A 22,763-nucleotide genomic window follows, 5' to 3' on the forward strand; every position below is an offset into this window, starting at 1 on the left:
CTACTCCTAACCAACACTACTTTGATAGTGACTTGTCGCCGTTTTGCCGGTCAATTTATTGTAATAGGACACCGATATACGCAGCTCGGCGTCGAATGCCTCCGTTTTGACGGACAGGATGTCGGCAATATTCCCAAGTATTTTTTGAAGCTGATTTTGAACCAGATGTTCGGTGATGCCGGCCGTCGGACTTGTGAGGGGGTCAAACACCAGATTGGCAATTCCACAGCCAAATGTGGGCCGATTGACACGTTCCCCCTGTTGAATGAACAGCACTTGCTCGATTGCTTGCTGAACATACAGGTTACTGTCGATGGTTTCCAGTGTATTGGCCAGAACGGTGAAGGGGGAGTTGATATAAGTTGTCATTTTATGGGACCTTCTTTTTACAGTAAAGGAGGCACGACGACGCCTTCAATGAGGCCAAGAACAGCAAAGTTCCCTTCTACTTGGCCGCCACCCAGAATATTGACATCGCCTTCGACGGTCAGGGCGCCCAAGACATTTGTTTCCCCCTCCACAGTGACCGCACCAAGAACATTTGTTTCCCCTTCAATTTCAACTGCACCCACGATATTTACATTGCCCTCGATTTCGACCGCCCCCGTAATGTTAACATTCCCTTCAATTTCTACGGCGCCGGTGATGTTCACATCCCCTGTAATCTGAACGGCCCCCGTAATTTCGATAGGGCCGGAAAGTGTCATGTTGGGATATTCCCCCTGAATACCTGCTTCGTCCAATGTGATGCTGTTTTCTGAAACCGCTATTTCCATAATTCCTTCAGTTTGCGTAACGACGGAACCGGGGACTTCATGTGTCATTGTTTCTGGGGTTATAGAAATGGTGTTGGGAGGGCACAGGATCGTTATCCCTTCCACGTTAAAGGTCATTTTCAGAAGGTCCGGCGCGACGGGGGGTGAAACAGTGAGGGAGAAACCGCCTTCCCCCGGTGTGTCGTCCCATTGCATATCTATGAATTCGGTTTTGAAAACGTGGTTTGTCGGAATAACCGGCTCCAGAGGCATTTCACCTTCTTCCCAAAATCCGCCTGTCCAGATCGGGTGATTGGGATCACCACCCTCATATTCAATCCATATATTGGCCCCTGGAGGAGGAACTGCATAAAACCCGACTAGAGGGCCCGCAAACGGTGCACAGGGAAGGGCCCAGTTGGCAATCGTCGTTTTGACGGCAGGGACTTCTGCCTGCAGACGGCCCAGCATTAAAGGGTCCAGATTGTTGGTAACGGTAGCGCGGTATTTACCCCAATATTTCAGGGGACCATTATAGGCGGTTTCCTTGGCACCAGCGCAATCGTTCATCATATTCATGCGGGAACCTTTACGGAAGAAAGTGTTGTGCCAATACCATCACGGCGAAGGCTGAATTCCTGCTGGTATTGAGTTCGGGAGAGGGTGTGGGTCACGGCGTTCAGGTAGTATTTTCCGTCATATAAAGTTCCGGCTCCAGCGACAGGAATGACGCCCGGGGCTCGCATTATTTGTCCGTAGCGCAGCGCATCCACTTTACCAGACGCGGTGACAGCGCTGTCTGCTGTGCAGTTGGTTTGTGCCTGTGCCCGGGACCATGCCTGCGCAATCCCCATCCCCTGTTGGTATATTGCTTTGTTTTTTGCCGTTAGAACAGCGCTGCTTGTGAGGGCGGGATGGGCTGAAAAATCCCTCATTGAGGTTGAAGTCAACGTCGCGATCGGAATGGGAATCCCGGTTTCCTTATTTTCGACCAATGCCCAGGTTCTTGTCGGTTTTGTGCCGTCGAAGCCGAACTTGATTTCGGCGACATTCCCATTGGCGGAGTATCCGACAACCAACGGATCCTGAAGGGGGTCATCATACGGGGGAGGACCCCAATAGGCCGAGGTTTGGCCGAGTAGATCATTGGGGCGGATGCAGAATATAAAGGCATGGGATGAGGCGAGCTGGTTGAGTGTTTGCCGGTCTGTTCCCATTTGCTGAGGGGTGGTGAATATATCCAGCAATCCGGCGATGGTTTCGCTAATATGCGGCAAAATGCCCAGAGCAAGATAAGGAGCCAGAATGGCAGTGACGATAGCGACGTCTAGACAAAATGGGTATTCCATCGATTTATCAATGATGTCCATAAAGTAGCTGATGTCTTCACCGCTTACAATATATTGGCCGACACTGTGATCCGTTGGGGGCTGATAGGAAACGTTTGTAATCACGCCGTCCATAAGCAGGCGTGATTCTGATCCGACAGAAGCTCCGATTTTTAGCCTTTTTCCAATTTGCAATTCACTCGCGGATACAACGGATATATTTTGAAAATTCGAGAGGGAATAGTCGTCAGAAAAGGTGATCTGGAAGGTTTGTGGTGCTTGATCAGATTGATCGACGGTCACTTGATCAATGGCTTCCATAAGCGAAGCTGGAAAACCACCTCCGGACGAATTCATTAAATGGATTTTGAAATAAGTCTCATTCATTTTAGAGAGCTCACATACACTAAATAGTTGTATTTGATGGGATGATGAGTGGGCGTCCCGGTTTGATCGTTAATGAGAAAGGGTTCACGGATAGGTTGTAGTCGGCTATGAGGTAAAAGCTGGTTGAACTTTCATAAGCGCGATAGGCCACTAGGTCCGGTCGATCACCGGTTTGAACAATCTGGCTTCCTAAAATGTATGTAGGGTCATATTGTGGAATAAATCTTCTAGATAGATATTGATTTATCTCATTATTTTTGGATTTTATAGTTAAAATTTTAGAATTTTTGTAGCGTCCATTGCCCCCAAAAGTAGCCATATCACCCCCGAAATACTGTCTATTATTAGCGTAACTTATTGTAAAAAGTTGGCTATTTCGGACCTGCTTATTGGTATTCAGATAATAGAAAAAGCCGAAATATGGTATTTTACAGAAAATTATTTTTTACCTAGACTTGCATTATAATTGCGGCATATGATTGAAAAGTAAAGTATAAAAAGATGATTTACTGAACATCACTTCAACTAAAAGGAAGTTGAATGATTGTGTGACCGGGCCTTGGCCTGAGCAGAAAAACATCAAAATATTTTTCGGCTTTTACTACAAAAATCCTATAGCAGGGGGTACTGAAATGACTGTTCAACTCACCTATCCGGGTGTCTATGTCGAACCGATTATTAGCCCGGCGCCGGGCGATCAGGGAGTGGCGACATCTCTGACAGCATTCGTCGGGCGCGCGATGATGGGCCCCGTAAATGAGCCCATTCTTCTCAACGATTTCGGAGAGTATGAAAAGTATTTTGGTGGTTTGGACCAGAACAGTACGGTTAGTTACAGCGTTCAGCAATTTTTTAATAATGGCGGCAGCCAGGCGCTTATGGTGCGGTGTTTCTCTCCTGATATTTCCAGCCCTGATGCTGTAAAGGCCTTGACCGCCAGAGGTGAGAAATTGATTGCGGACGCGAAAAGCAAGTTCAAAACTGAGCCCACACAGGAAGATATTGAGACGTTTTTAGCGGCGACCCAGGCTTCTGAAATGGGGATCAATCAGTGGTATATTGGACAGGTCAAGCAGGTATTTGATGCGGACATGGCCGCCCAGACAAAACCGAAATCAGGTGGAGGGAAAGCCAATACTCCGAGCCCAATAACAGTCTTGGAGGCGGCGGCGCCTGCCGCTGTGCCGTCCTTCCCTGCCTTTACCGGGTTGCTGGATGTCAATTCTGCAAATGGTGCTTACGAAACAATTTCGGCGATGATGTTTGGGGTTGGAGGGCAAGCGACTATGGCTCCCAACAACCGTCAGGCAGCGATTGTCGCGGGACAAAAAGCAGTCTCTGCCTTCACCGGGGGACTGACCGGGGCTGTGGCAGCAGATCTGGTGACGGGTCTGACGACGGCACCGGCAACGACTGACCAACCCGCAACTTCAGCCGCCGCCGGGGCTTATGGTGCTGTTGGCAACACTCTTTTAAAAAATGTTGTTGATCCAGTTTTAACCCAGCTTGGGGACCTGGATACCTCGCATTTCTCTACCGAACAAACCCAGGAACTGACGGCCTTCAAAACGGCGCTACAGGCTTTTGGAAATACCACGGGTGGCGCATCAGCCACTCTAAAAGCCGGGGCTGATAAATTTGCCACTGGTGTCTCTGCGTTAAAGGCGTCCGACGTAAAGGCAGCGATGGTGACGGCCGCGGGATCAAATAAAGCCGGTGTTGCCATTGCCAATGGGGCCGCTGGCGATACGGCGTTGGATGCGATGGCTGGTGCCGTACAGGCTGCCATTCTTTACTTGAAGAATAATTGGAAACCGATCGTAGATCTGCGGTTGCAGGCGGCCAGTCCAGGGGCATGGTCGAACGACGTGTTGAGCGTCAGTATCAATACGAACGGAATTACGGAACAGGTTGCTGAACAAAAGAAGCTGGATAAAGCCGATCTTTTTAATCTGGTGGTCAGTTATGTAACGCCAGATGGTCAGGTTGCCAATGAAAACCATATGGCTGTTACGCTTAAAACAACGGATAAAGACAATAAAAGCTGCTCTAATAATCTAAAAATTGTTTTGGATGACGGGTCCATGTTTGTCCGTTTGCTTTCAGGGGCGGTTCTGCCTGCCGAACCACCCATGGCCGGGGCTTCCGCAACGGCGTCGGGCGGGATCGATTCGGAGCCGCTTGAGATCAACGATTATATCGGGGATGAAAATGGTAAAGCAGGAATTTATGCGCTTAAGAAAGTGCCTGTCTTTAATATCCTATGCATCCCACCTGATGACACCAATGGAGATACGGATAATCTGATCTATTCAACGGCTGCGTCGTTTTGTGTCACGCGGAATGCCATGTTGATCATTGATCCACCGGTAAAATGGTCGACGGAATACAAGGGTGGCAATCTATCGAATATTTCCCTAAACGATTTGGGTGGATATGGGGCGCCTGAAGGTCGGTCAGCGGTTGTGTACTTCCCTAGAATAGTGATTGAGGACTCGTTGTTGAACGGTGCCAAACGCTGTTTCCCTGCATCAGGTGCGATGGCCGGCCAGTGGTCTCAAGCGGATTCCAGTGTTGGAGTTTGGAAGGCCCCTGCCGGATTAACCTCTGCTATTGATGGTGTTGCGGGGCTCGAAATTGCAATGAGTGACACCGATGACGGGGTGCTGAATCCACAGGGGATCAATTGCCTGAGAACTTTTCCTGTTGGCGGTACTGTTGTTTGGGGCGCTCGCACGCTGCGCGGTGCAACTGCTTTGGCAGATGAATATCGCTATGTTCCGGTTCGGCGTTTGTTGCTTTACATCATGGACTGGCTGGAAGTGAACACCCGTTGGGCTGTTTTCGAACCGAACGATGAAAAACTCTGGGCTGAGCTGCGACTGAATATAGGTAGTTTTATGAAAGGGTTATATCGGGATGGTGCGCTGGTCGGCACGAAACCTGAACAGGCTTATTTCGTGCGTTGTGACGCCTCTACGACAACACCTGAAGACCAGGCGAACGGGATCGTTCGAGTGCAGGTTGGATTTGCTCCCGTTAAACCCGCCGAATTTGTTGTCATCACCGTGCAGCAGGTTCAGCAATCATCTGGCGCCTGATAGGAAGGATATAAAATGGTTGAATTTTCGAAAAACCCTCAGCGATTGACGCCTTATCCGAACTTCAGGTTCAAGATAAAGTGGGATGGAAATTATGTTGCGGGGGTCTCTAAAATAGGGGCTCTATCACGCAAAACGGACGTTATTAAACACCGATCGGGGGGGGACCCTTCGGTGGAACATCTGGCGCCCGGCCAAACGTCTTACGAGGCGATTTCAGTTGAACGTGGGGTTTCCTATGATCCAGTGTTTGAGCAATGGGCAAACAAGGTTTTTGACGTAACAAATTCACAAAGTGCCGTTGGAGAAAACACCTCTTTGTTAGATTTTCGTAAGAATATCTCCATCGAAGTGTACAACGAAGCGGGCCAGAAAGTTCTGGCATATAACGTTTATAATGCCTGGGTTTCTGACTATCAGACCATCAGTGATCTGGATGCGGGCGGGAACGCGTTTGCCATGCAATCGATGACGATACAGAACGAAGGGTGGGAGCGGGATCCTTCTGTCAAGGAACAGAAAGAGCCTTCATTTACTGACCCTTCCAACTAGTTTCAGACAAGCCAGATAATATTCAGGAAACACGGTCATGATCGCAGACGTTACCATCGACGATCTTGTTATGCTGAAAGAAGCAGGAGAAGGGCGCTCAGACCTTGATCGGGCGCAGCTTCTTCTGGCTTGGGGATATCCTGAATATAGCTGGTCTGAATTGGCGAACTTACCTCTTGGAGAGCGTGATCGGCTCCTTCTTGAATTGCGTCGTACCTTCTTTGGGCCTGATTTAACGCTCTCTACGACCTGTACAAACTGTCAGGCAAAAAATGAGTTTGCGGTTGCAATTCCTGAAATAGTCTCCGCTCAGATCCAACGTACCAAAACAGAAATGTCGTTAACAATGGGGAATTGGGCTTTACATGTACGGCCGTTAAGCGCTTTGGACCTGTCGGAAGTCCCTGACTCTATGGCCGAAGAGGATGTCCGGCATTACATGGCAACAAAATGCCTTGTGTTAGTTCATAATGACCAGGGTGAAAATCAGGAGATCATGGCTTTGAGCCAACGCCATCCAGACTGGATCGATCAACTATCTGATTTTCTTGCTCTTGAAGATCCGCTATATGCCGTTGCGTTTAAACTGACCTGTCCGGATTGCGGTTCCGTTTGGCAGGCCTTTTTGGAAATAACCCAGATTTTATGGCAGGAGATGACTGTCGAACATGACCTTATGTTGAAGGAGATTCATCTTCTGGCGCAACATTATGGATGGTGCGAGACTGATATCATCGCACTTTCATCTGTTCGCCGCCGGGCTTATGCCCAGCAGTTGGTGCAGCACCATGTCTGATTATTTTGACGATATTCTGGCGCGCCTAAGGAAGTCTGCCCCTCTGGCAACTCCCGTACATCCTCACCCTTTGACCGGCAAAACATCCCGCCTGAATTCGATTATTAATCCGGGAAATTCCTCATTGATTGCGCAACCGGCACCAAAGATTTTTTCCAATAGCCATAAACAGAATTTACTGAAGCAAGTGATCGAAGGGACCGATTAATGGGCGATTACCGGGTGATCGGCGGGGTGACACAAGCTTTTGCTCTCAGTGTTCAGCGGGCAATTTCTGCTCCTCAATCACCTGTTGCACATGCCCATGTCACAACCAGCCGTCCAGATAAGGAAGAGCACGGTCAAAATCCGCGGGTGAATGTTTATCTTTTCCACGCCCAACCCAATCCTTCGTTGCGCAATAGAGATGTCCCGACTTTTTCAGACGGAAAGCATGTAAAGGCACCGTCCCTTGCATTGGATCTTTTTTATCTGCTGAGCTTCTATGGAAATGACAAGCGCAACAAACTGGAAAGCCAGCTATTGATGGGCCTTACTATGAGTGCGTTGCATGCCAAGCCGTTCATCGATGCGGGATCGCTTAAAAAAGCTGTCGGGGATAGCGGAACTGAGGTTCAATATCATGAAGTTGCATTAAGTATCGAGAATATGTCTGTTCATGAGCTATCGCGGCTTTGGCAAACCTTTCCGCAAGTTCCGCTTGTCTTGTCAGCAGCTTACAAGGCAACAGCGGTTTTGGTTACCGAGCCTTTAGAACTTGGCCCTGCTAACCTGGTTCAGGAACGTGATTTTACCTTAACGTCCAGAATGCAAACCGAGAAAGAACCGCCGGTCCAGACGGATGAACAAAAAATTGTTGTCCAACAGGAAGAGCCACCTGAAACTGGTTTTCGCCGGGTTTTTAAAACGTTTCGGAGGGGCACGAAATGATGCATCAGCCCCCGGTTCCAGACACCCCGGAAATCACTCAGCATGATGAGCTGGATAATGATGCGTCGATCCGGGCGGCCGCGACTTCGTTTACCGTCTATCTGGAAGCGATTTGTATGCCCGATGGCAAGGAGGAAGTGGAAAAATTACAGCGGGAACTACCGGGTCAAAATTTTGAAGATCTACCGGCCTATTTGCAGGAACTGGCAGTTTTTGGAAATTTGGACACCTTTGAATGTCAGGTAATATTACTCAGTTTGCTCAGCCAAGTGGATAGTCATATCTGCGATATGCTACGTGATCTTCAGGGATTAGTTGTTTCAAGAAATCCGTTGACGGTTGCTGTTTCCCTGTCGTTGTTCGAGGGCGGAACCCATGCGCATTTCCTGTCGGACGCGCCCTTGCTGCGAAATGGAATTATCACTGTAAAGGGTGATGTTTTGTTTGATGCGAACGTGGACCTGGATCCGGCCGTCTTAGGATTCCTGATGACCGGTACTTATTATGATCCGGTTTTTTCGGGGACATCAGTTGCCGTCGAGAACAACGAAAGTTTGTCCTCCGATCACAAAAAAATCGTGAAAATGACGGTTCATCAATTGCGGATGGGAGACGCGATCGTTCAACTGGTTGGATCTGAACGGCAAAGCCAGATTGAGATTGCCGCCTCTGCGTCAGAACAGGTGGGATGGAAAGGCCTTCTGTTTTTCAGCCAGTATTTGCCGGCAACAGCGGCCGAAATTGTTGATTTGGTGAAGAGGTGGCGTTTATCGGCAGCGTTAAATCGAAACCAGCTTATTTTGGATGCCACAACTCTGGACCCCACAGATCGCGATTTTGGCGCACAGTGTTTCTTTCTTCAACAATTTATGATGCATGCACGGTGTACAGTCATCCTATTGGTCTCGGAGCCCCTAAGGTTAGAGGGTTATGCGATGACGGTGATCGATATTGGCCCGCCAACCAATGCGGAGCTGAAAGAGATTTGGGCGCGGGCTTTGTTTAACGCGCGGTGTCAATTACTAACGGATGTGGCGAGTGAACAAAATGCTGTCATTGCGGATGGGGACGAAGATCAGAAGATTGCCGCTGATCTATCAATCAGCTTTTCTGTTTCAATAAGTGATATTTCTGCCACTTACGCTCGGTTTTTTGCGTTTCTCGCTATCGAATATCCAACATTGACCATGGAAAATATTGGGCAAATTCTTGAACCGGAAAAGTGGCGGATACGATGGTGGCAAGCCGCCTGTCAAGCGAATCCACCAGACTTCAGAGGACTGGCCCGCGCGCTTCCGGTGAACGCCGATTTTTCCACTTTGGTGGTTGACCGTGCGACAGAAACAATTCTGCAAGAGGTTATTTCACAGTTTAAAAACCGCTCTGCTGTTCGAAAAAACTGGGGTTTGGAGCCAGCGTTTCAACGTGGGAACGGTATTTCGGTGTTGATGGCGGGGGCAAGCGGAACGGGTAAGACACTGGCCGCAGAAGTGCTGGCGAACAGTTTATCCTTAAACTTATATCAAATCGATTTATCGCAGCTTGTCAGCAAATATATTGGTGAAACCCAGAAAAACCTCTCTCGGATATTTGAGGAGGCGGAAAAAGGCGGGGCTGTCCTTTTATTCGACGAAGCGGATGCTCTTTTTGCTAAACGAACGGATGTTAAAGATTCCCGTGACCGACATGCCAATATGGAGGTGGGTTTCCTCCTTCAGCGTATGGAGGAATATCGCGGTATTGCGATCCTGACTACGAATATGAAGGAAAATCTAGACGATGCCTTTTTACGGCGTCTGCAATATGTCGTTGATTTTCCGTTTCCATCCGAAGAGCTTCGGACTCGCCTGTGGCATACGCTCCTTCCTAAGGAGGCAAAAGCTTCCTTTCCAGAACCTGAGAAATTATCCCGGCTGACCCTGAACGGTGCGCAAATCAGAAATGTGATCAGGCGCGCCCTGTACCGCGCCCAAGCGGATAATGGATCGCCGAGACTACAGGATTTATTAGGGGCAGCACAGGTGGAGATGGAAAAGTCCGATAGGGAACTGACAGAGCAGGATTTGCGGAGGTTGTTAGAATGTTGAAAAAAGGATCTTTGCATATCATTCCCCCTGCCAGCAAAGCCTTGACCCAAAGTAGGGGCCAACAATCAATCACATTTCAGTATAATCCGAACTTGGTCAAACGAGAGTTGAAACCAAACCTGGTGGGTGGCCAGAGCGGAGGTCATTCTGGAAGTATCCGCTATGGAACAGCGCCGGATGAGGTTTTTTCTCTACAGGTAGAAATCGATGCTTTAGATAATTTGCCCAGCAAATCCCAGAACAAGGCCGCCGTGATAGATGGTATCTACCCGTTGTTAAGTGCACTGGAACTGCTGTTATACCCGCGATTGTCAGTTGTGAAATCCAATCAGACTAGTCTGGACAATGGCGTATTACAGGTTGCGCCTTTTATTGCGCCGCAGGTTTTGTTGAATTGGGGGCAAAAGAGAATAGTGCCGGTTGTGATGGAAAGTTACAGCGTGGAGGAACAAATGTTTGATCAGGCGCTAAATCCAATCCGGGCAACCATCCAAATCAGTTTGCGCGCAATCACCTATGATGACGTCCGCCCAGGGAATGCCAATTACGAAAGCTTTGTCAGTTATCAACGCTTCAAAGAAAACGAAGCCGGAAAGATCTAGGAGATGGGCAAATGATGCAAGCGGATGAGCCAGCTGTAAAACATCGACCTGCTTATCTGTCGCGTCTGCATATGCGGCTTCATGGCGCTGCGTTTGACAATTCCAAACCCAAAGAGACTTTACCGCTTGCAGAGCTTGCCTCATTGTATCGTGATCAGAATAAACGTTTGATCCGGTCTAAATACAAGGGAAAGCGGGCGTTCAGCCCGGCACCTGATGCACGGATAGATACGGAAGATGATCAGGTTAGCCATACAAGCGGTATCCCGATTTTTGGTAACGATGATGCCGCTGCACGGGTCGGGTGGTCATATGGGCATACGGAAACGCGTTCGTTCACGACACAAGCACTAAAAGAACATGCCCGTCTTGGTGGGACCGGAGCTTATTCAGATCGGTTTTTAGCAGATCATGCCACGGCCGAAAACTCCCATGCTTTGGGACATGGAGATTATGGAACAGATCATCTCTTATCAGCCCCTCCCGCCTCCAAGGCTCAAAATACGGAACAGCTTGCCATTGAGTTGGCGATGAGGGCTGCGGCGGAGAAAGTAAATGCGGAAAAAGGAGTGGGCCCGGATCAATCCCTGGTACATGCCAAGATAACCGATGTTTTACATCCGCATACCGGGCAATTAATGGCGAGGCGCTTCAAATTGATCCGGCGCGCAGATAAGAATGACACTAAAGGAACGGTGGTTTTTGATCATCTGATGGATGGACGGCGCTTGCATATTAGCCGGGATGAGGCATTTGGGCTGGGAGAACGGGTTCATGAGGCCCTGACCAAGGATCCTGTTGCCGCCCGTAAACCGCATAATGAAAGTGTCGGTAGAAAGGGGTTGGGAGATGTGATTGCCCCGACAGCGACAGAGCTTCGCGATCATCAGTATCGAGTATTGCGAGAACTTCAGCAGGCAAAACCTAAAAACATCTGGGAACGGGCGCAATCAAGGGATCGGGCAAAGGTTAATATGGTGGGGCCTGCCTTTACAGATGCCGCCTTTCCGCCAGATGATCTTCTTCGGCTGGATGATAATACTTTAACGGGAGAAAGTGCGCTACGCGAGATGAGAAGTCGGGCTGTTGGGCATCATCCAGATGTGCCCGAGGATGATGATGAAGATCAGCAAATCAGCACAGATGAAGCCTTTGAAGCGGTAGATACGCGTTTTGAAACGTCTGGGTCCGTTCCTGCAGATGGGGATACCACCCTGCTTCGGGGGGTTCAATCCATTCGTGCAGCCTTTAAGCGTCATTTGGGAACGAGAGAACCTTCTCTGGACGAAATACGGACTTATCCTGGCAAATACCAAACCGAATTGATGGAAGCACATTCAATTGCAAAAAAAAGTGGGGGGGACCGGACCCTCTTAAGGCCGGATGAGCAAAAAATGCTGGAAGAAGTCGATGCGTTGCGGAAGAAAATTGTCGGAAAATGAAGGCTTGCTGAAGGGACCCTTATTTAAAGCTAGATACACCGTTGCGTTGGGTGAAAGGAAAATGTGAATGGCACACTATGATCACAGACCGGCTTATCTGGGGCGCTTGCATGTCCGGTTTCCGGGAAATTACAGACCCCGGTCGCACAAACGCGACGATGCAACGCTTCTCTCACAATACAAAGATACCTCTAATATCCGTTCTAAATATAAAGGAGACCGGTCCGGTCGGTGGTCTGGCTATAAAACCTCGGGAATTCCTATTTTTGGTGAGGAAGGTGCAGCACCGCGCACAGCATGGAGCGTTGGGCATGTCGCTGCGAGGCAGAAACTTGAAGAGAAACTCAGAGACGATGCGCGCCAGAGCGCTACTCATCCTGTACAAGGGGTCGCAGCGGAAAATTCTCATGCATTGGGGCATGGCGATTATGGTGCAGATCATGAACTCTCCGCGCCAGCAGCCTCCAGGGCGCAAAATACAGAGCAGCTTGCAATTGAGCTTGCCATGCGCGAAGCGGCCCGCAAGTTGAACCACGCGGCAGGCATTCAAAATGGGCAGCAATCACTGGTTCATGCCAAGATCACGGATGTTCTGCACCCAAAAACCGGACATTTACTGGTTCGGCGTTTTAAGTTGATCCGGCGTGAAGACGAACATGACAAGGAGGGGACCGTTGTATTTGATCATCTGATGGATGGAGAAAGGCTGCATATCAGCAAGGATGAGGCCTTTGCAACAGGACGGAAGGCTCATGACGCATTGATGTATCCAAATCCGCAGGAAGCTTACCGCCGCAGATTACCCGCTTCCTATGCAGATAAATTACCCCTGCTTCTCGGTGGGAAGCGAGCCAAGAGAAAGGGAATGGGAGGGGTGCAAGCACCCGAAAAGAGACGTTTAGCGGATCATCAAAGTGATGTTTTGGCGGAACTGCAGAAAAATCACCGTCAATTGAAAAGAGGTCGGAGGCGTGGGTATGGTGCGGTTCCTGACCGGAGCGGCGTTAACATGGTCGGACCGGCTTTCACGGATGCCCGCTTTCCAACCTGGGGTAACTGGTTTCCGTCGACAAAAACGGGACAGGCAGCACTTGATACTCAACGACAATGGATGCAAGCGGACTTGCAGGGCAATGGTTCCGATAAGGACGATTTTGAAAGCTCGGGTAGTTTGCCGTCCAGTGACGCTTCAAGGCTTTTGCATCACGTTGGAATTCTTGAAAATAAATTTGGGGCGCATTTGGGAAAAGCTGCGTCGACAGTTCAATTTCCGCTTGATCAGCGTCCAAATCCCGCGCATGCAACTATAATGGCCGATCAGGTGCGCCAAAATTTCGATTCGCGGGCCTTGGGCGTTGAAGATCATCGTCAAACTCTTTTAACGTCGGCACAAGCGGCGAGCAAGGCATTGCGGAGCTTGGAAAGAGACAATCCAACCAGCGGTACATCATTGCTCACAGATGACCAACAAAGGATCTTGGCGGCGGCCTATAACTACCACTGTGCGATTACCGGAGACCATCGGCCGACACTTTGTTAGAAAACGCATATCAGGCAGTCATTTCAATACCAGCTCCCCCTTATAAATAAAAGAGGGGGCGGATATAAAGAGCGGCCATCTTGATATTTTTTGCCATCCTAAGATCGTCCAGCAGGTAACGTTCGTTGTATGGTCAGGGGCGAAGCGTTTTTGTTCTTGGTCCTATTAGCAAGGTTTCGTAGGAGGGCGTGCGCAGGGGTAGCAGATCGTGCCTATTCCATCATGTGGAATTTATTCAGCCTCCAATAATTCCAATCTTTGTATTTGATAAATATAATGTATGATTTTTTTAACTATAAAAAGAAACGGGAGTTGATGAGTCGGGCGCATAATAATCTTTCAATGGGAGGTCTCGATGACAGAAAAGAAACTCAACCGGCGTAAATTGCTTACAGGAACTGCTGCGGCAGGGGCCGCGGTATTTGCCGCCCCAGCTATTGCAACCGCTGCGGGACATACAACAACCTGGAAGGTGCAAACGTCCTGGCCTGGCGGCATTGGACTGAATATTTTTAAAGAATGGTGTGGCTCAATTAAAGAAAAGACGGGGGGCGAATTAGAGTTTATTCCCTTTGGTGCGAAAGATGTGGTGGGGGATTTTCAGCTTTTTGATGCTGTGAAAAATGGTGTGTTGCAGGCCATGAATCCATTTACCCTATATTGGGCCGGGCGCATTCCGGCGGCTGTGTTTCTGTCTTCCTATCCCTTGGGATTGCGGAATCCGCATGAATGGGACGTTTTCTTCTATGGGCTGGGCGGCCTTGAAATGGCGCGAGACGTGTTCGCAAAACAGGGTATGTATTATGTAGGCCCGATCCATCATGGACCAAATATCATCCATTCCAAGGTTCCTATTCGATCAATCGATGACTTCCGAGGTCGTAAAATGCGTCTGCCAGGCGGTATGGTTGCAGAGGTCTTTCAAGCGATTGGGGCCAAAACGACATTGTTGCCCGGCTCTGAAATTTTTCCGGCTTTGGAAAAAGGAACGATTGACGTTGCCGATTATGTTGGGCCAGCGATCAATCATGCTCTCGGCTTTGGTCAGGTAACCGATTACATCTCTATGGGACCTCCAGGTTTTATGTCGGTTTATCAGCCTGTTGACTTGATGGACCTTACCGTTGGTATGGATACTTGGCAAAAACTGAGTCCGGCGATGAAGCAATTTGTTGAGATGGAAGTCAAATCTTACTCAATTGAGCATCATGCCAAAATCCAGAAAGCAGATCAGGAAGCCTGGAAGAAGTTTGAGGAAGAAGGGACCGAAGTGACCCGACTGTCTCAGGATGACATAGAAGCTTTGACGGAAGTTGCTGTTGAGAGGTGGTTCGCGTGGGCCAATAAAGATGCCGACGCTGCCCGGATTTTCAAAGTGCAGTTGGATTATATGATGTCAGGGTCATTGGGCTATGTAACACCGGAAATGGTGGAAAATTATAGCTTGAAATACTGATAGCTTCCGTTGGTTGAAGGGTCAGCACATGCCGACCCTTCTTTTCTATGTTTTATTCAGAGTAGGAGAACGAAGAGATGCCGAGCGTCGACTTCGTCATGCCCCACTGGCTTTACTGGTTTGGGCTCATCATTTTTCCCTTGGTCGCAATGTATTTGGCGCGCCGATCTCGACGGCAACCGAACGAGACGGGATATTCGCTGGGAACTGCATATTTTGTCTGGTTGGTCGGTGGCTTTCTCGGGCTGCATCGCCTTTATTTGCGAAATTTGCTGGGGCTTGTTTTCTGGCCGTTATTTGCCCTCATTCTGTATGCGTCGTCGATAGAACGCAGTGCACGGGTGGAATATTCGAACGCAACGGCAGCTTTGGAGGTTGTCGATAGTTCAATCGCCCGTAAAGAAAAGGCGATTGCAAAGTCCGAGCAGAAAATCAAGGATACATCGGAGCGTTTGAAATCCGCTGAAGAGGGCTCACCTTCGGCTAAACGGCATCAGGCTCGCCTTGAAAAAGAAGCCGCAAAGATCGAAAAAAACAAGACCAGTATTAAGGAAATAAAATCCGAAATCCCAAGTTTGAAGGAAACGGCAACAGCTGCGGAAGCAAAACGCGCTAGCTGGGACAGTTATGCGCTGTATGCGGGCTATATAACGGGGCTTATTTTATTGCTGGATTTGTTTCTGATCCCGCGGTTGCTTCGAAAGGCAGTCGAAAAACGCAATGGAACTGATCTGGAAGAGATCGTTCGCGAACCGGTCGAGGAAGACAGTCAGTTTGTGGGCAGCGGAATACCCGGAATATTGGATCGAATTTCATTGTTCAGCGGTGAATTTGTTGCCTTCTGGTCCATTATTGCGGTTTTTGTTTACTACTATGAAGTTGTCGTTCGGTACGTGTTTAACAGCCCAACAAACTGGGCGCATGAAAGCATGTTTTTAATGTTTGGCATGCAGTATCTGGTTGCTGGTGCCTATGCGATGCTGACAGGGAGTCATGTCAGGGTCGACATCTTCTATGCCAAATTTTCAACCCGAGGCAAAGCCTGCGTTGATTTGTTGACGTCGATCTTCTTCTTCATTTTTGCCGGCACGCTTCTTTTTACCAGTTACATTTTCTCCTTAGATGCCATCGGTCAAAACGAAGTTTCCTTCACCGAATGGGCGATCCAGTATTGGCCCGTTAAATGTGTGATGGTTGTTGGCAGTCTATTATTGATTATTCAGGGTATTTCCATTGTTTTGAAGGATCTAAAGATTGTGATGGATCCTTCCTCTGTTGAGGGAGGGGCTTCCTGATGGGGTTGGAAATCGAAATTGGGTGGCTGACGCTGATAATGTTTGGAAGTTTGCTGTTGCTTCTGGCGGCCGGCTTACCATTGGCTTTTGTCACTGGCGGTCTTGCATGCGTGTTTCTGTTCTTGCTCGGAGATGCGCAAACTTTAAACATTGTTCCAAGCCGGATATTTCCGCTGATGACGGACTATCAGCTATCTGCAATTCCGTTGTTTATTTTTATGGCTGCAATGCTGGAACGAGCGGGTCTCATTAAGGAGATGTTTGATGTAATCTACAAGTTGTTGGGGGGGCTTAAAGGAGGGCTCGCGTCGGCGACGATTATTGCATCAACTATTTTGGCGGCCATGGTTGGTGTCATTGGGGCCGCTGTTGTGACAATGGGTATTATCGCTCTGCCTGCCATGCTTGCGCGGAATTATGATCCAAAAATTGCCATGGGCTCGATTATGGCAGGGGGAACGCTAGGGATCCTTATTCCGCCTTCAATTCTGGCAATCATCTACGCTGTTGTGGCAGAGCAGTCGGTCGGAGAATTGTTTATCGGAGCCGTGATTCCAGGGTTGATGCTGTCCGGTTTTTACATTTTGTATGTGACGGTCGCCTCTAATCTGGATCCGCAAAAAGGACCTCCCATTCCGGTGTCCGAGAGAATAAGTTTTCGCGAAAAGCTGTCGTTACTCCAACGAATGGCGGCCCCTATTATTTTAATACTTGTAGTGTTTTCCGTCTTGTTTTCTGGTGCGGCCACGCCTGTGGAAGCAGCAGGTATCGGAACCTTTGGGGCGTTTATTGTTGCCGCATTGCACCGCCAGTTAAACTGGAATACCGCGCGTGAAGCGGTAATCACAACTCTTAAAGCATCCTCCATGGTGATATGGATCATGTTTGGTGCGACCATTTTTGTTGGCCTGTATGTGCTGGAAGGGGGGCAGACATTTGTAACAGAATCATTGGCCGCCACCGGACTGGGACCATGGGGCATTCTGATCCTGATGCAAATTTTGCTGATTATTCTCGGCATGTTTCTCGACTGGGTCGGTATCCTGCTTTTATGTGTGCCGATTTTTGTTCCCATTATTAAAGGGCTGGGGGCGGCAGCTTTTGGTTTAGAAAGCGGCGGGGATTTGGTTTTGTGGTTCGGCGTTCTTTATCTGGTAAACATGCAGATGAGTTTTCTATCGCCACCGTTCGGGTATGCACTTTTCTATCTGCGAGGGGTTGCGCCAGATCATATTCCGATGTCCGATATTTTTAAAGCGGCTCTTCCTTTTTTGGGTCTCCAGTTTCTGGGCTTGGCGCTTTGTATGTACTTTCCGCAAATCATTACATGGTTGCCAAATCTTGTGTATGGCTAGCGGGAAGCCTTAGGGAAGAAAAACGTTCTGTCCCAGTCTGATCGGGACAGGTTCGGAGCGTCTCAGCGGAGGAGTTGAGATTGATTTGCAGGCTTCGCTTTTGCTGTAAAAACGGGAGAGTCGGAACGACTCTCCCGTGGCTTTTGGGCTATTGTCTGTGACGGTCATTCAGGCCAAATCAAACCGGTCTGCGTTCATTACTTTTGTCCAGGCGGCGACAAAATCCGTTACAAATTTTTCTTCTGCATCATCTTGGGCATAGACTTCTGAATAGGCGCGCAAAATGGAGTTTGAGCCAAACACCAGATCAACGCGTGTTGCCGTCCATTTAACCGACCCCGTTGCCCGGTCCTGAATTTCATACAGGTTTTTACCGGCTGGCTTCCAAGCGAAGTTCATGTCCAGCAGATTGACAAAAAAGTCGTTGCTCAGTTGCCCTTTTCGGTTTGTCAGAACGCCATGATCGGTATCCCCGTAATTGGTTCCCAATACCCGCAATCCGCCCACTAGTACGGTCATTTCAGGAGCCGTGAGCCCCATAAGTTGTGTTCGGTCCAACAGGAGTTCTTCGGGCGCTACTGCAAAGTCTTTCTTGAGCCAGTTGCGATAACCATCCGCGATCGGTTCCAGTACGTCAAATGAGTCAGAATCTGTTGCCTCCTCATCCGCATCGCCCCGACCGGGGGAGAAAGGCACTGTGATCGCGTGTCCTGATGCACGGGCTGCCTGTTCAATACCCACATTGCCTGCCAGAACGATAATATCGGCTAAACTCGCACCAACTGATTTGCTGATCGGTTCCAGAACGGACAGGACCCTGTTCAAACGATCAGGCTCGTTTCCTTCCCAGTCCTTTTGTGGGGCCAAACGGATACGAGAGCCATTTGCACCGCCGCGCATGTCGGATCCGCGGAAGGTTCGGGCACTATCCCATGCCGTTGAAACCATTTCCCTTATCGACAAACCGCTTGCGTTGATTTCAGCTTTTGCCGCGTCAATATCGTAATGTGTACTTCCTGCTGGTATTGGATCCTGCCAGAGAAGATCTTCCTTGGGAACATCCGGGCCGATATACCGAACTTTAGGACCCATGTCGCGATGTGTCAGTTTAAACCAGGCACGGGCAAAGACTTCTGAAAAGTAGTTAGGATCCTGATAAAACCGTTCCGAGATTTTGCGATAAACGGGATCTTTGATCATGGCCATATCCGCATCTGTCATAATGGGAGTACAGCGAATAGAGGGATCTTCTACATCAACCGGTTTGTCGGCGTCCTCAATATCGACCGGCTCCCACTGATAGGCGCCTGCCGGGCTTTTCTTCAGTTCCCATTCATGGTTTAGCAACATTTCGAAATAGCCATTGTCCCATTTTGTCGGGTTGCTCGTCCATGCACCTTCAATACCGCTGGTGATGGTATCCCGACCTTTTCCTTTTCCCGATGGGTTGCTCCAGCCAAAGCCCTGGTTCTCCACATCAGCAGCTTCCGGATCAGGTCCCAACAGCTCGGCATCTCCATTACCATGGGCCTTGCCAATCGTATGACCGCCTGCCGTCAAGGCAACCGTCTCCTCGTCATTCATTGCCATTCGGGCAAAGGTCTCACGGACCTCTTTCGCTGTTTTTAACGGATCAGGTTTCCCGCCAACACCTTCCGGATTTACATAGATCAAACCCATTTGAACCGCCGCGAGAGGGTTCTCCAATGACTGCGGATTGGAATCGTCGTCATAGCGCTTGCGATCCAGCCATTCCTTTTCGGCTCCCCAATATATATCTTTTTCAGGATGCCAGATGTCGGAGCGACCATACCCGAAGCCGAAGACTTTCAAACCAACCGCTTCGTAGGCAACCGTACCTGCGAGGATAATCAGGTCTGCCCAAGAAATTTTGTTTCCGTATTTCTTCTTGATGGGCCAAAGGAGACGGCGGGCTTTGTCGAGGCTTACGTTATCCGGCCAAGAGTTTAGTGGGGCGAAGCGTTGATTCCCGGTACCGCCACCACCGCGGCCGTCTGCCAATCTGTAAGATCCTGCAGCGTGCCACGCCATTCGGACCATCAGGCCAGCATAATTTCCCCAATCAGCAGGCCACCAGTCCTGGCTATCTGTCATCAGGGTATGCAGATCCTTTTTAAGCCCTTCGAAATCCAGAGTGCGGACCTCTGCCTGATAATCGAAGTCGTCACCCATTGGATTGGTTTTTGTGTCATGCTGGTGCAAGATGTCCAGGTTTAGAGCATTCGGCCACCAATCTGTGTTGGTTTTGCTGACTGTGGTAAGACCACCGTGCATCACCGGGCATTTTCCTGTACTCATAATTTCTCTCCTTCCGTTGGGCTGCATATATACAGCTGCCCTTTGATTTCGATTATTCAAGCTTTGATGTACTTTTTGGCAAAAAGGCCGTTCAAATTCGGGTATCTAGCAAACCAGCCGATCAGCCCTTTCTTCGTCCCGTCGTTTTGTCTCTCACTCTATGCAATAACGATAGCGCCTGTTGAATATGTGGTAAAATGATCTTATTTTACTGTAACGTATTGTTTTTCCGAACATTGAGAAGAAGATGAAGATTTTACCAAGCCTGAAACAACTGGAATATCTGGTCGCTTTGGATGAGGAGAAGCATTTTGGACGGGCGGCAGATTGTTGCAATGTTACGCCGTCAACGGTGAGTGCGGGCATCCGGGATTTAGAAGTTCTGCTTGGATCCGCCCTCGCAGAACGGACAAATCGATCGGTGATGATGACCCCTTTTGGTCAGGAAGTTGCAGGCAAGGCGCGATCTTTATTGAGGTCGGGAGAAGAAATAATGGAACTTGCCAGTGCCCGTAAACGGGAGCCGTTAACGGGCGCGTTGCATATGGGTGTTATTCCGACCATCGGGCCTTTCTTTTTGCCGAGTGTCCTACCTGACATGTGGCGAAAACACCCAGAACTACAATTGTTTTTAAGAGAGGAGCAAACCGAACCACTGCTTGATAAGTTGCGGCGGGGGGTCATCGATGTTGCATTGATTGCCTTACCTTACAGCCTTGAGGAGTTGGATGTGCAAATTCTCTTTGACGATTATTTTCAGTTTGCCTGTTCTGATACCCACCCGTTCGCGCAAATGGCGTCTATTTCTCAGGAAAAGCTGGACCGTGAACCGCTTTTATTGCTTGCGGAAGGGCATTGTCTAAGAGGGCATCTGCTTGAGGTTTGCAAGTTGGAACAGCATCAAAATCATACAGAGTTTGCTGCAACCAGTGTGTTTACACTTGTTCAGATGGTCGCGGCCAATATGGGGGTTACCCTGTTACCGGAACTTGCTACGGAAAGTTCAGTGGTGCGCGACGCCCGAATTTCACTGGTTCCCCTTGAACAGCCATCCGCCCGAAAAATTGGGTTGGTCTGGCGGAAATCTACCCACCGCCGGGAAGAGTTCGAGCAATTGGGCAAGGCGTTGGTTCCGCGCTTTAGCAAAGTATGAATTCAGGCCCGTCGATTGAAGGTTGACCGACAATTTAACCCGTGACTATCCATTGAAACGAAAGGAAATCAACTCGGTAATTTCTGGCCTAGTCGAGTTGATCAAGGGCTTTTTGAAGGGTCTTCTTGACCTTGGTTTTATCGATCAAGTTTCTATCAATTGTTATGGTTGCGCCGGTCGATTGATGATGAAACAGGTGATCGGTATTATTCAGGACATCAGGTGCTTCGATTACTTTAAAGGTCCGGTAGGGTTTGCGAAATCCTTTCATGACAAGAGGCTCTTGTTCTTCGGCGTAAATCCAGTCTTTCACCAAGGAGTGGGTTTCATTGCCGATCAAAATGCCACCTGCCTGCGCACGGGTTTCCAACCGGGCAGCCATATTCACGGTGTTTCCGATGATAGTGTAATCCATTCTTTCTTCACTACCGAAATTTCCGACCGTGCAGTATCCCGTGTTAATTCCCACTCTGGTTTGGATCGGTTGATCGATCAGTCCCCGATCTTTCCAATCTTGCTGGATAACTGTCAGGCGTTTCTGCATGGCCATCGCCATTTCGACACAGGCTGTGGCATCGTTTTTTACGCCGTTACTCTTGGGGTCTCCAAAGTAAATAACGACGGCATCACCAATGAATTTATCAAGCGTACCACCGTGATCGAGCGCGACGCCTGACATTTCTGTTAGATACTCATTGAGTAACGTTGTCAGTTCTTCAGGTTCCAACTGATCTGTAATTTCCGTGAAATTTACGATGTCGGAAAAGAAGACGGTCAGTTTCTTTCGTTTTGACTTGATCTCGATTTCTTGTTCACCGCTAAAAATTGCTTGGTAAAGCTGCGGGGACATATACTTTCCAAGCCCTTTTGAAATTGTCTCCAAGACCCGAATATGCTCGGCTTCGACCGCGACCCGTTCAAGGGTTAAATGCACAGCTTCAGTGGTATCGCGCCAATTCTGCCAAGCCGACAGTCCGAGGCCAAAAAGCCCGTTGAAGGTATAAAAGGCCAGAAGGCCGGGTTCTAGAACGTTATGGAGATAAGCACTGATAACTGTGGCTGTTAAAAAGGGAAGAATATACAAAGCTGCAGATATCGGCATGCTGGGTCGAAGGGCGACTGCGCCATAGCATATAAAGAACATGGAGATGAGAACTGCAATATTATGGACTTGGCTCAGATGTGGTATGACTAGAACGACGCCTGCAGCCCAAAAAATTCCAAGAATAAATGACATGAAATAGATGGTTCGAATACGTCTCAAGCTTACGCGGGTCGGGCGGGGGCGACCATTCAGGCGAAAGAAACCTCTGATTATTAATAAAACCATCAGTCCAATGAGGGCAAATGGATAAATGGCGGAACTATCGATAACTGCAGAGGGGTTCATATAGGTGATTATGGAGATGCCCAACAGATTGCCAATTATCAAAACGGGCATACTTCGTTGGGTCTGTACGGATTGTACGATACGGATCTCATCCTCGATAGAGGCTTTATCTTGCCGTAGAATTGATCGTTTAACGGTACCCTCAGAGTCTTTTAACGCCATTGAAGCGTCCATTGCGGCCCCCATTCCCCAGGTCAAATGCCTTTGATGCGCGAGCTGTAATCTTTACGGCTGCTCAGAAGAAATAAGGGTATCGTATCAGGTTTCCCTTTTCA

The 22,763-nt window shown here is 48.9% G+C and carries 18 protein-coding genes; 13 read left to right on the top strand and 5 right to left on the bottom strand.

Going from position 1 to position 22,763, the window contains the following annotated elements; all coding sequences use genetic code 11:
* Positions 1 to 6: 6 nt before the first annotated feature.
* Genes ACJAYR_RS07595 through ACJAYR_RS07605 form a run of 3 tightly spaced genes read right to left on the bottom strand, consistent with a single transcriptional unit; the run spans position 7 to position 2,470 of the window.
* Positions 7 to 369 (bottom strand): GPW/gp25 family protein, encoded by a 363-nt coding sequence (locus tag ACJAYR_RS07595; protein WP_415236041.1) that lies wholly within the window; start codon positions 367 to 369, stop codon positions 7 to 9.
* A 17-nt stretch (positions 370 to 386) separates the two neighbouring features.
* Positions 387 to 1,334 carry a phage baseplate assembly protein V gene (locus tag ACJAYR_RS07600; protein WP_415236042.1) on the bottom strand — a complete coding sequence of 316 codons (948 nt, stop codon included), beginning with the start codon at positions 1,332 to 1,334 and terminating at the stop codon, positions 387 to 389.
* Positions 1,331 to 2,470, bottom strand: a complete 1,140-nt coding sequence (locus ACJAYR_RS07605; RefSeq protein WP_415236043.1) for a hypothetical protein — start codon at positions 2,468 to 2,470, stop codon at positions 1,331 to 1,333. Before ACJAYR_RS07605 ends, ACJAYR_RS07600 begins: the two co-directional genes overlap by 4 nt.
* Positions 2,471 to 3,102: 632 nt before the next feature.
* On the opposite strand from ACJAYR_RS07605, the gene ACJAYR_RS07610 reads away from it, so the two are divergent.
* From ACJAYR_RS07610 to ACJAYR_RS07665, 12 genes are all read left to right on the top strand, one after another.
* Positions 3,103 to 5,571 (top strand): phage tail sheath family protein, encoded by a 2,469-nt coding sequence (locus tag ACJAYR_RS07610; protein WP_415236044.1) that lies wholly within the window; start codon positions 3,103 to 3,105, stop codon positions 5,569 to 5,571.
* 15 nt (positions 5,572 to 5,586) lie between these two features.
* On the top strand, positions 5,587 to 6,123 hold the full coding sequence (locus tag ACJAYR_RS07615) for a phage tail protein (RefSeq protein WP_415236045.1): 537 nt from the start codon (positions 5,587 to 5,589) through the stop codon (positions 6,121 to 6,123).
* A 37-nt stretch (positions 6,124 to 6,160) separates the two neighbouring features.
* Positions 6,161 to 6,919, top strand: coding sequence for a hypothetical protein (locus tag ACJAYR_RS07620; protein ID WP_415236046.1), 759 nt, complete (start codon positions 6,161 to 6,163; stop codon positions 6,917 to 6,919).
* Positions 6,912 to 7,127, top strand: coding sequence for a hypothetical protein (locus tag ACJAYR_RS07625; protein WP_415236047.1), 216 nt, complete (start codon positions 6,912 to 6,914; stop codon positions 7,125 to 7,127). The genes ACJAYR_RS07620 and ACJAYR_RS07625 overlap by 8 nt, the downstream gene beginning before the upstream one ends.
* A complete protein-coding gene (locus ACJAYR_RS07630) occupies positions 7,127 to 7,849 on the top strand; it encodes a DUF4255 domain-containing protein (protein WP_415236048.1) in 723 nt (240 codons plus the stop codon). Before ACJAYR_RS07625 ends, ACJAYR_RS07630 begins: the two co-directional genes overlap by 1 nt.
* Complete coding sequence (locus tag ACJAYR_RS07635) at positions 7,846 to 9,936, top strand: ATP-binding protein (protein ID WP_415236049.1); 2,091 nt, start codon at positions 7,846 to 7,848, stop codon at positions 9,934 to 9,936. The genes ACJAYR_RS07630 and ACJAYR_RS07635 overlap by 4 nt, the downstream gene beginning before the upstream one ends.
* Positions 9,930 to 10,538: a hypothetical protein gene (locus tag ACJAYR_RS07640; protein ID WP_415236050.1), complete on the top strand. Its 609-nt coding sequence runs from the start codon at positions 9,930 to 9,932 to the stop codon at positions 10,536 to 10,538. Before ACJAYR_RS07635 ends, ACJAYR_RS07640 begins: the two co-directional genes overlap by 7 nt.
* A gap of 11 nt (positions 10,539 to 10,549) precedes the next feature.
* Entirely contained in the window at positions 10,550 to 11,980 is a 1,431-nt protein-coding gene (locus ACJAYR_RS07645) for a hypothetical protein (protein WP_415236051.1), read from the top strand.
* 67 nt (positions 11,981 to 12,047) lie between these two features.
* Positions 12,048 to 13,520, top strand: a complete 1,473-nt coding sequence (locus tag ACJAYR_RS07650; protein WP_415236052.1) for a hypothetical protein — start codon at positions 12,048 to 12,050, stop codon at positions 13,518 to 13,520.
* 355 nt (positions 13,521 to 13,875) lie between these two features.
* On the top strand, positions 13,876 to 14,976 hold the full coding sequence (gene dctP, locus ACJAYR_RS07655; RefSeq protein ID WP_415236053.1) for a TRAP transporter substrate-binding protein DctP: 1,101 nt from the start codon (positions 13,876 to 13,878) through the stop codon (positions 14,974 to 14,976).
* 77 nt (positions 14,977 to 15,053) lie between these two features.
* A complete protein-coding gene (locus ACJAYR_RS07660; protein WP_415236054.1) occupies positions 15,054 to 16,271 on the top strand; it encodes a TRAP transporter small permease subunit in 1,218 nt (405 codons plus the stop codon).
* The gene (locus ACJAYR_RS07665) at positions 16,271 to 17,626 is read left to right on the top strand and encodes a TRAP transporter large permease (protein ID WP_415236055.1); all 1,356 of its coding nucleotides are present in this window, start codon (positions 16,271 to 16,273) and stop codon (positions 17,624 to 17,626) included. The genes ACJAYR_RS07660 and ACJAYR_RS07665 overlap by 1 nt, the downstream gene beginning before the upstream one ends.
* Before the next feature lie 168 nt (positions 17,627 to 17,794).
* On the opposite strand, the gene katG is transcribed toward ACJAYR_RS07665, so the two are convergent.
* A complete protein-coding gene (katG, locus tag ACJAYR_RS07670; RefSeq protein WP_415236056.1) occupies positions 17,795 to 19,945 on the bottom strand; it encodes a catalase/peroxidase HPI in 2,151 nt (716 codons plus the stop codon).
* Between the two features lie 247 nt (positions 19,946 to 20,192).
* Between katG and ACJAYR_RS07675 the strand changes: the two genes are divergently transcribed.
* Positions 20,193 to 21,098 carry a hydrogen peroxide-inducible genes activator gene (locus ACJAYR_RS07675; protein ID WP_415236057.1) on the top strand — a complete coding sequence of 302 codons (906 nt, stop codon included), beginning with the start codon at positions 20,193 to 20,195 and terminating at the stop codon, positions 21,096 to 21,098.
* A gap of 88 nt (positions 21,099 to 21,186) precedes the next feature.
* On the opposite strand, the gene ACJAYR_RS07680 is transcribed toward ACJAYR_RS07675, so the two are convergent.
* Positions 21,187 to 22,662 carry an adenylate/guanylate cyclase domain-containing protein gene (locus tag ACJAYR_RS07680; protein WP_415236058.1) on the bottom strand — a complete coding sequence of 492 codons (1,476 nt, stop codon included), beginning with the start codon at positions 22,660 to 22,662 and terminating at the stop codon, positions 21,187 to 21,189.
* Positions 22,663 to 22,763 lie beyond the last annotated feature (101 nt).

Source organism: Sneathiella sp. (assembly GCF_047631475.1).
GTDB lineage: Bacteria > Pseudomonadota > Alphaproteobacteria > Sneathiellales > Sneathiellaceae > Sneathiella.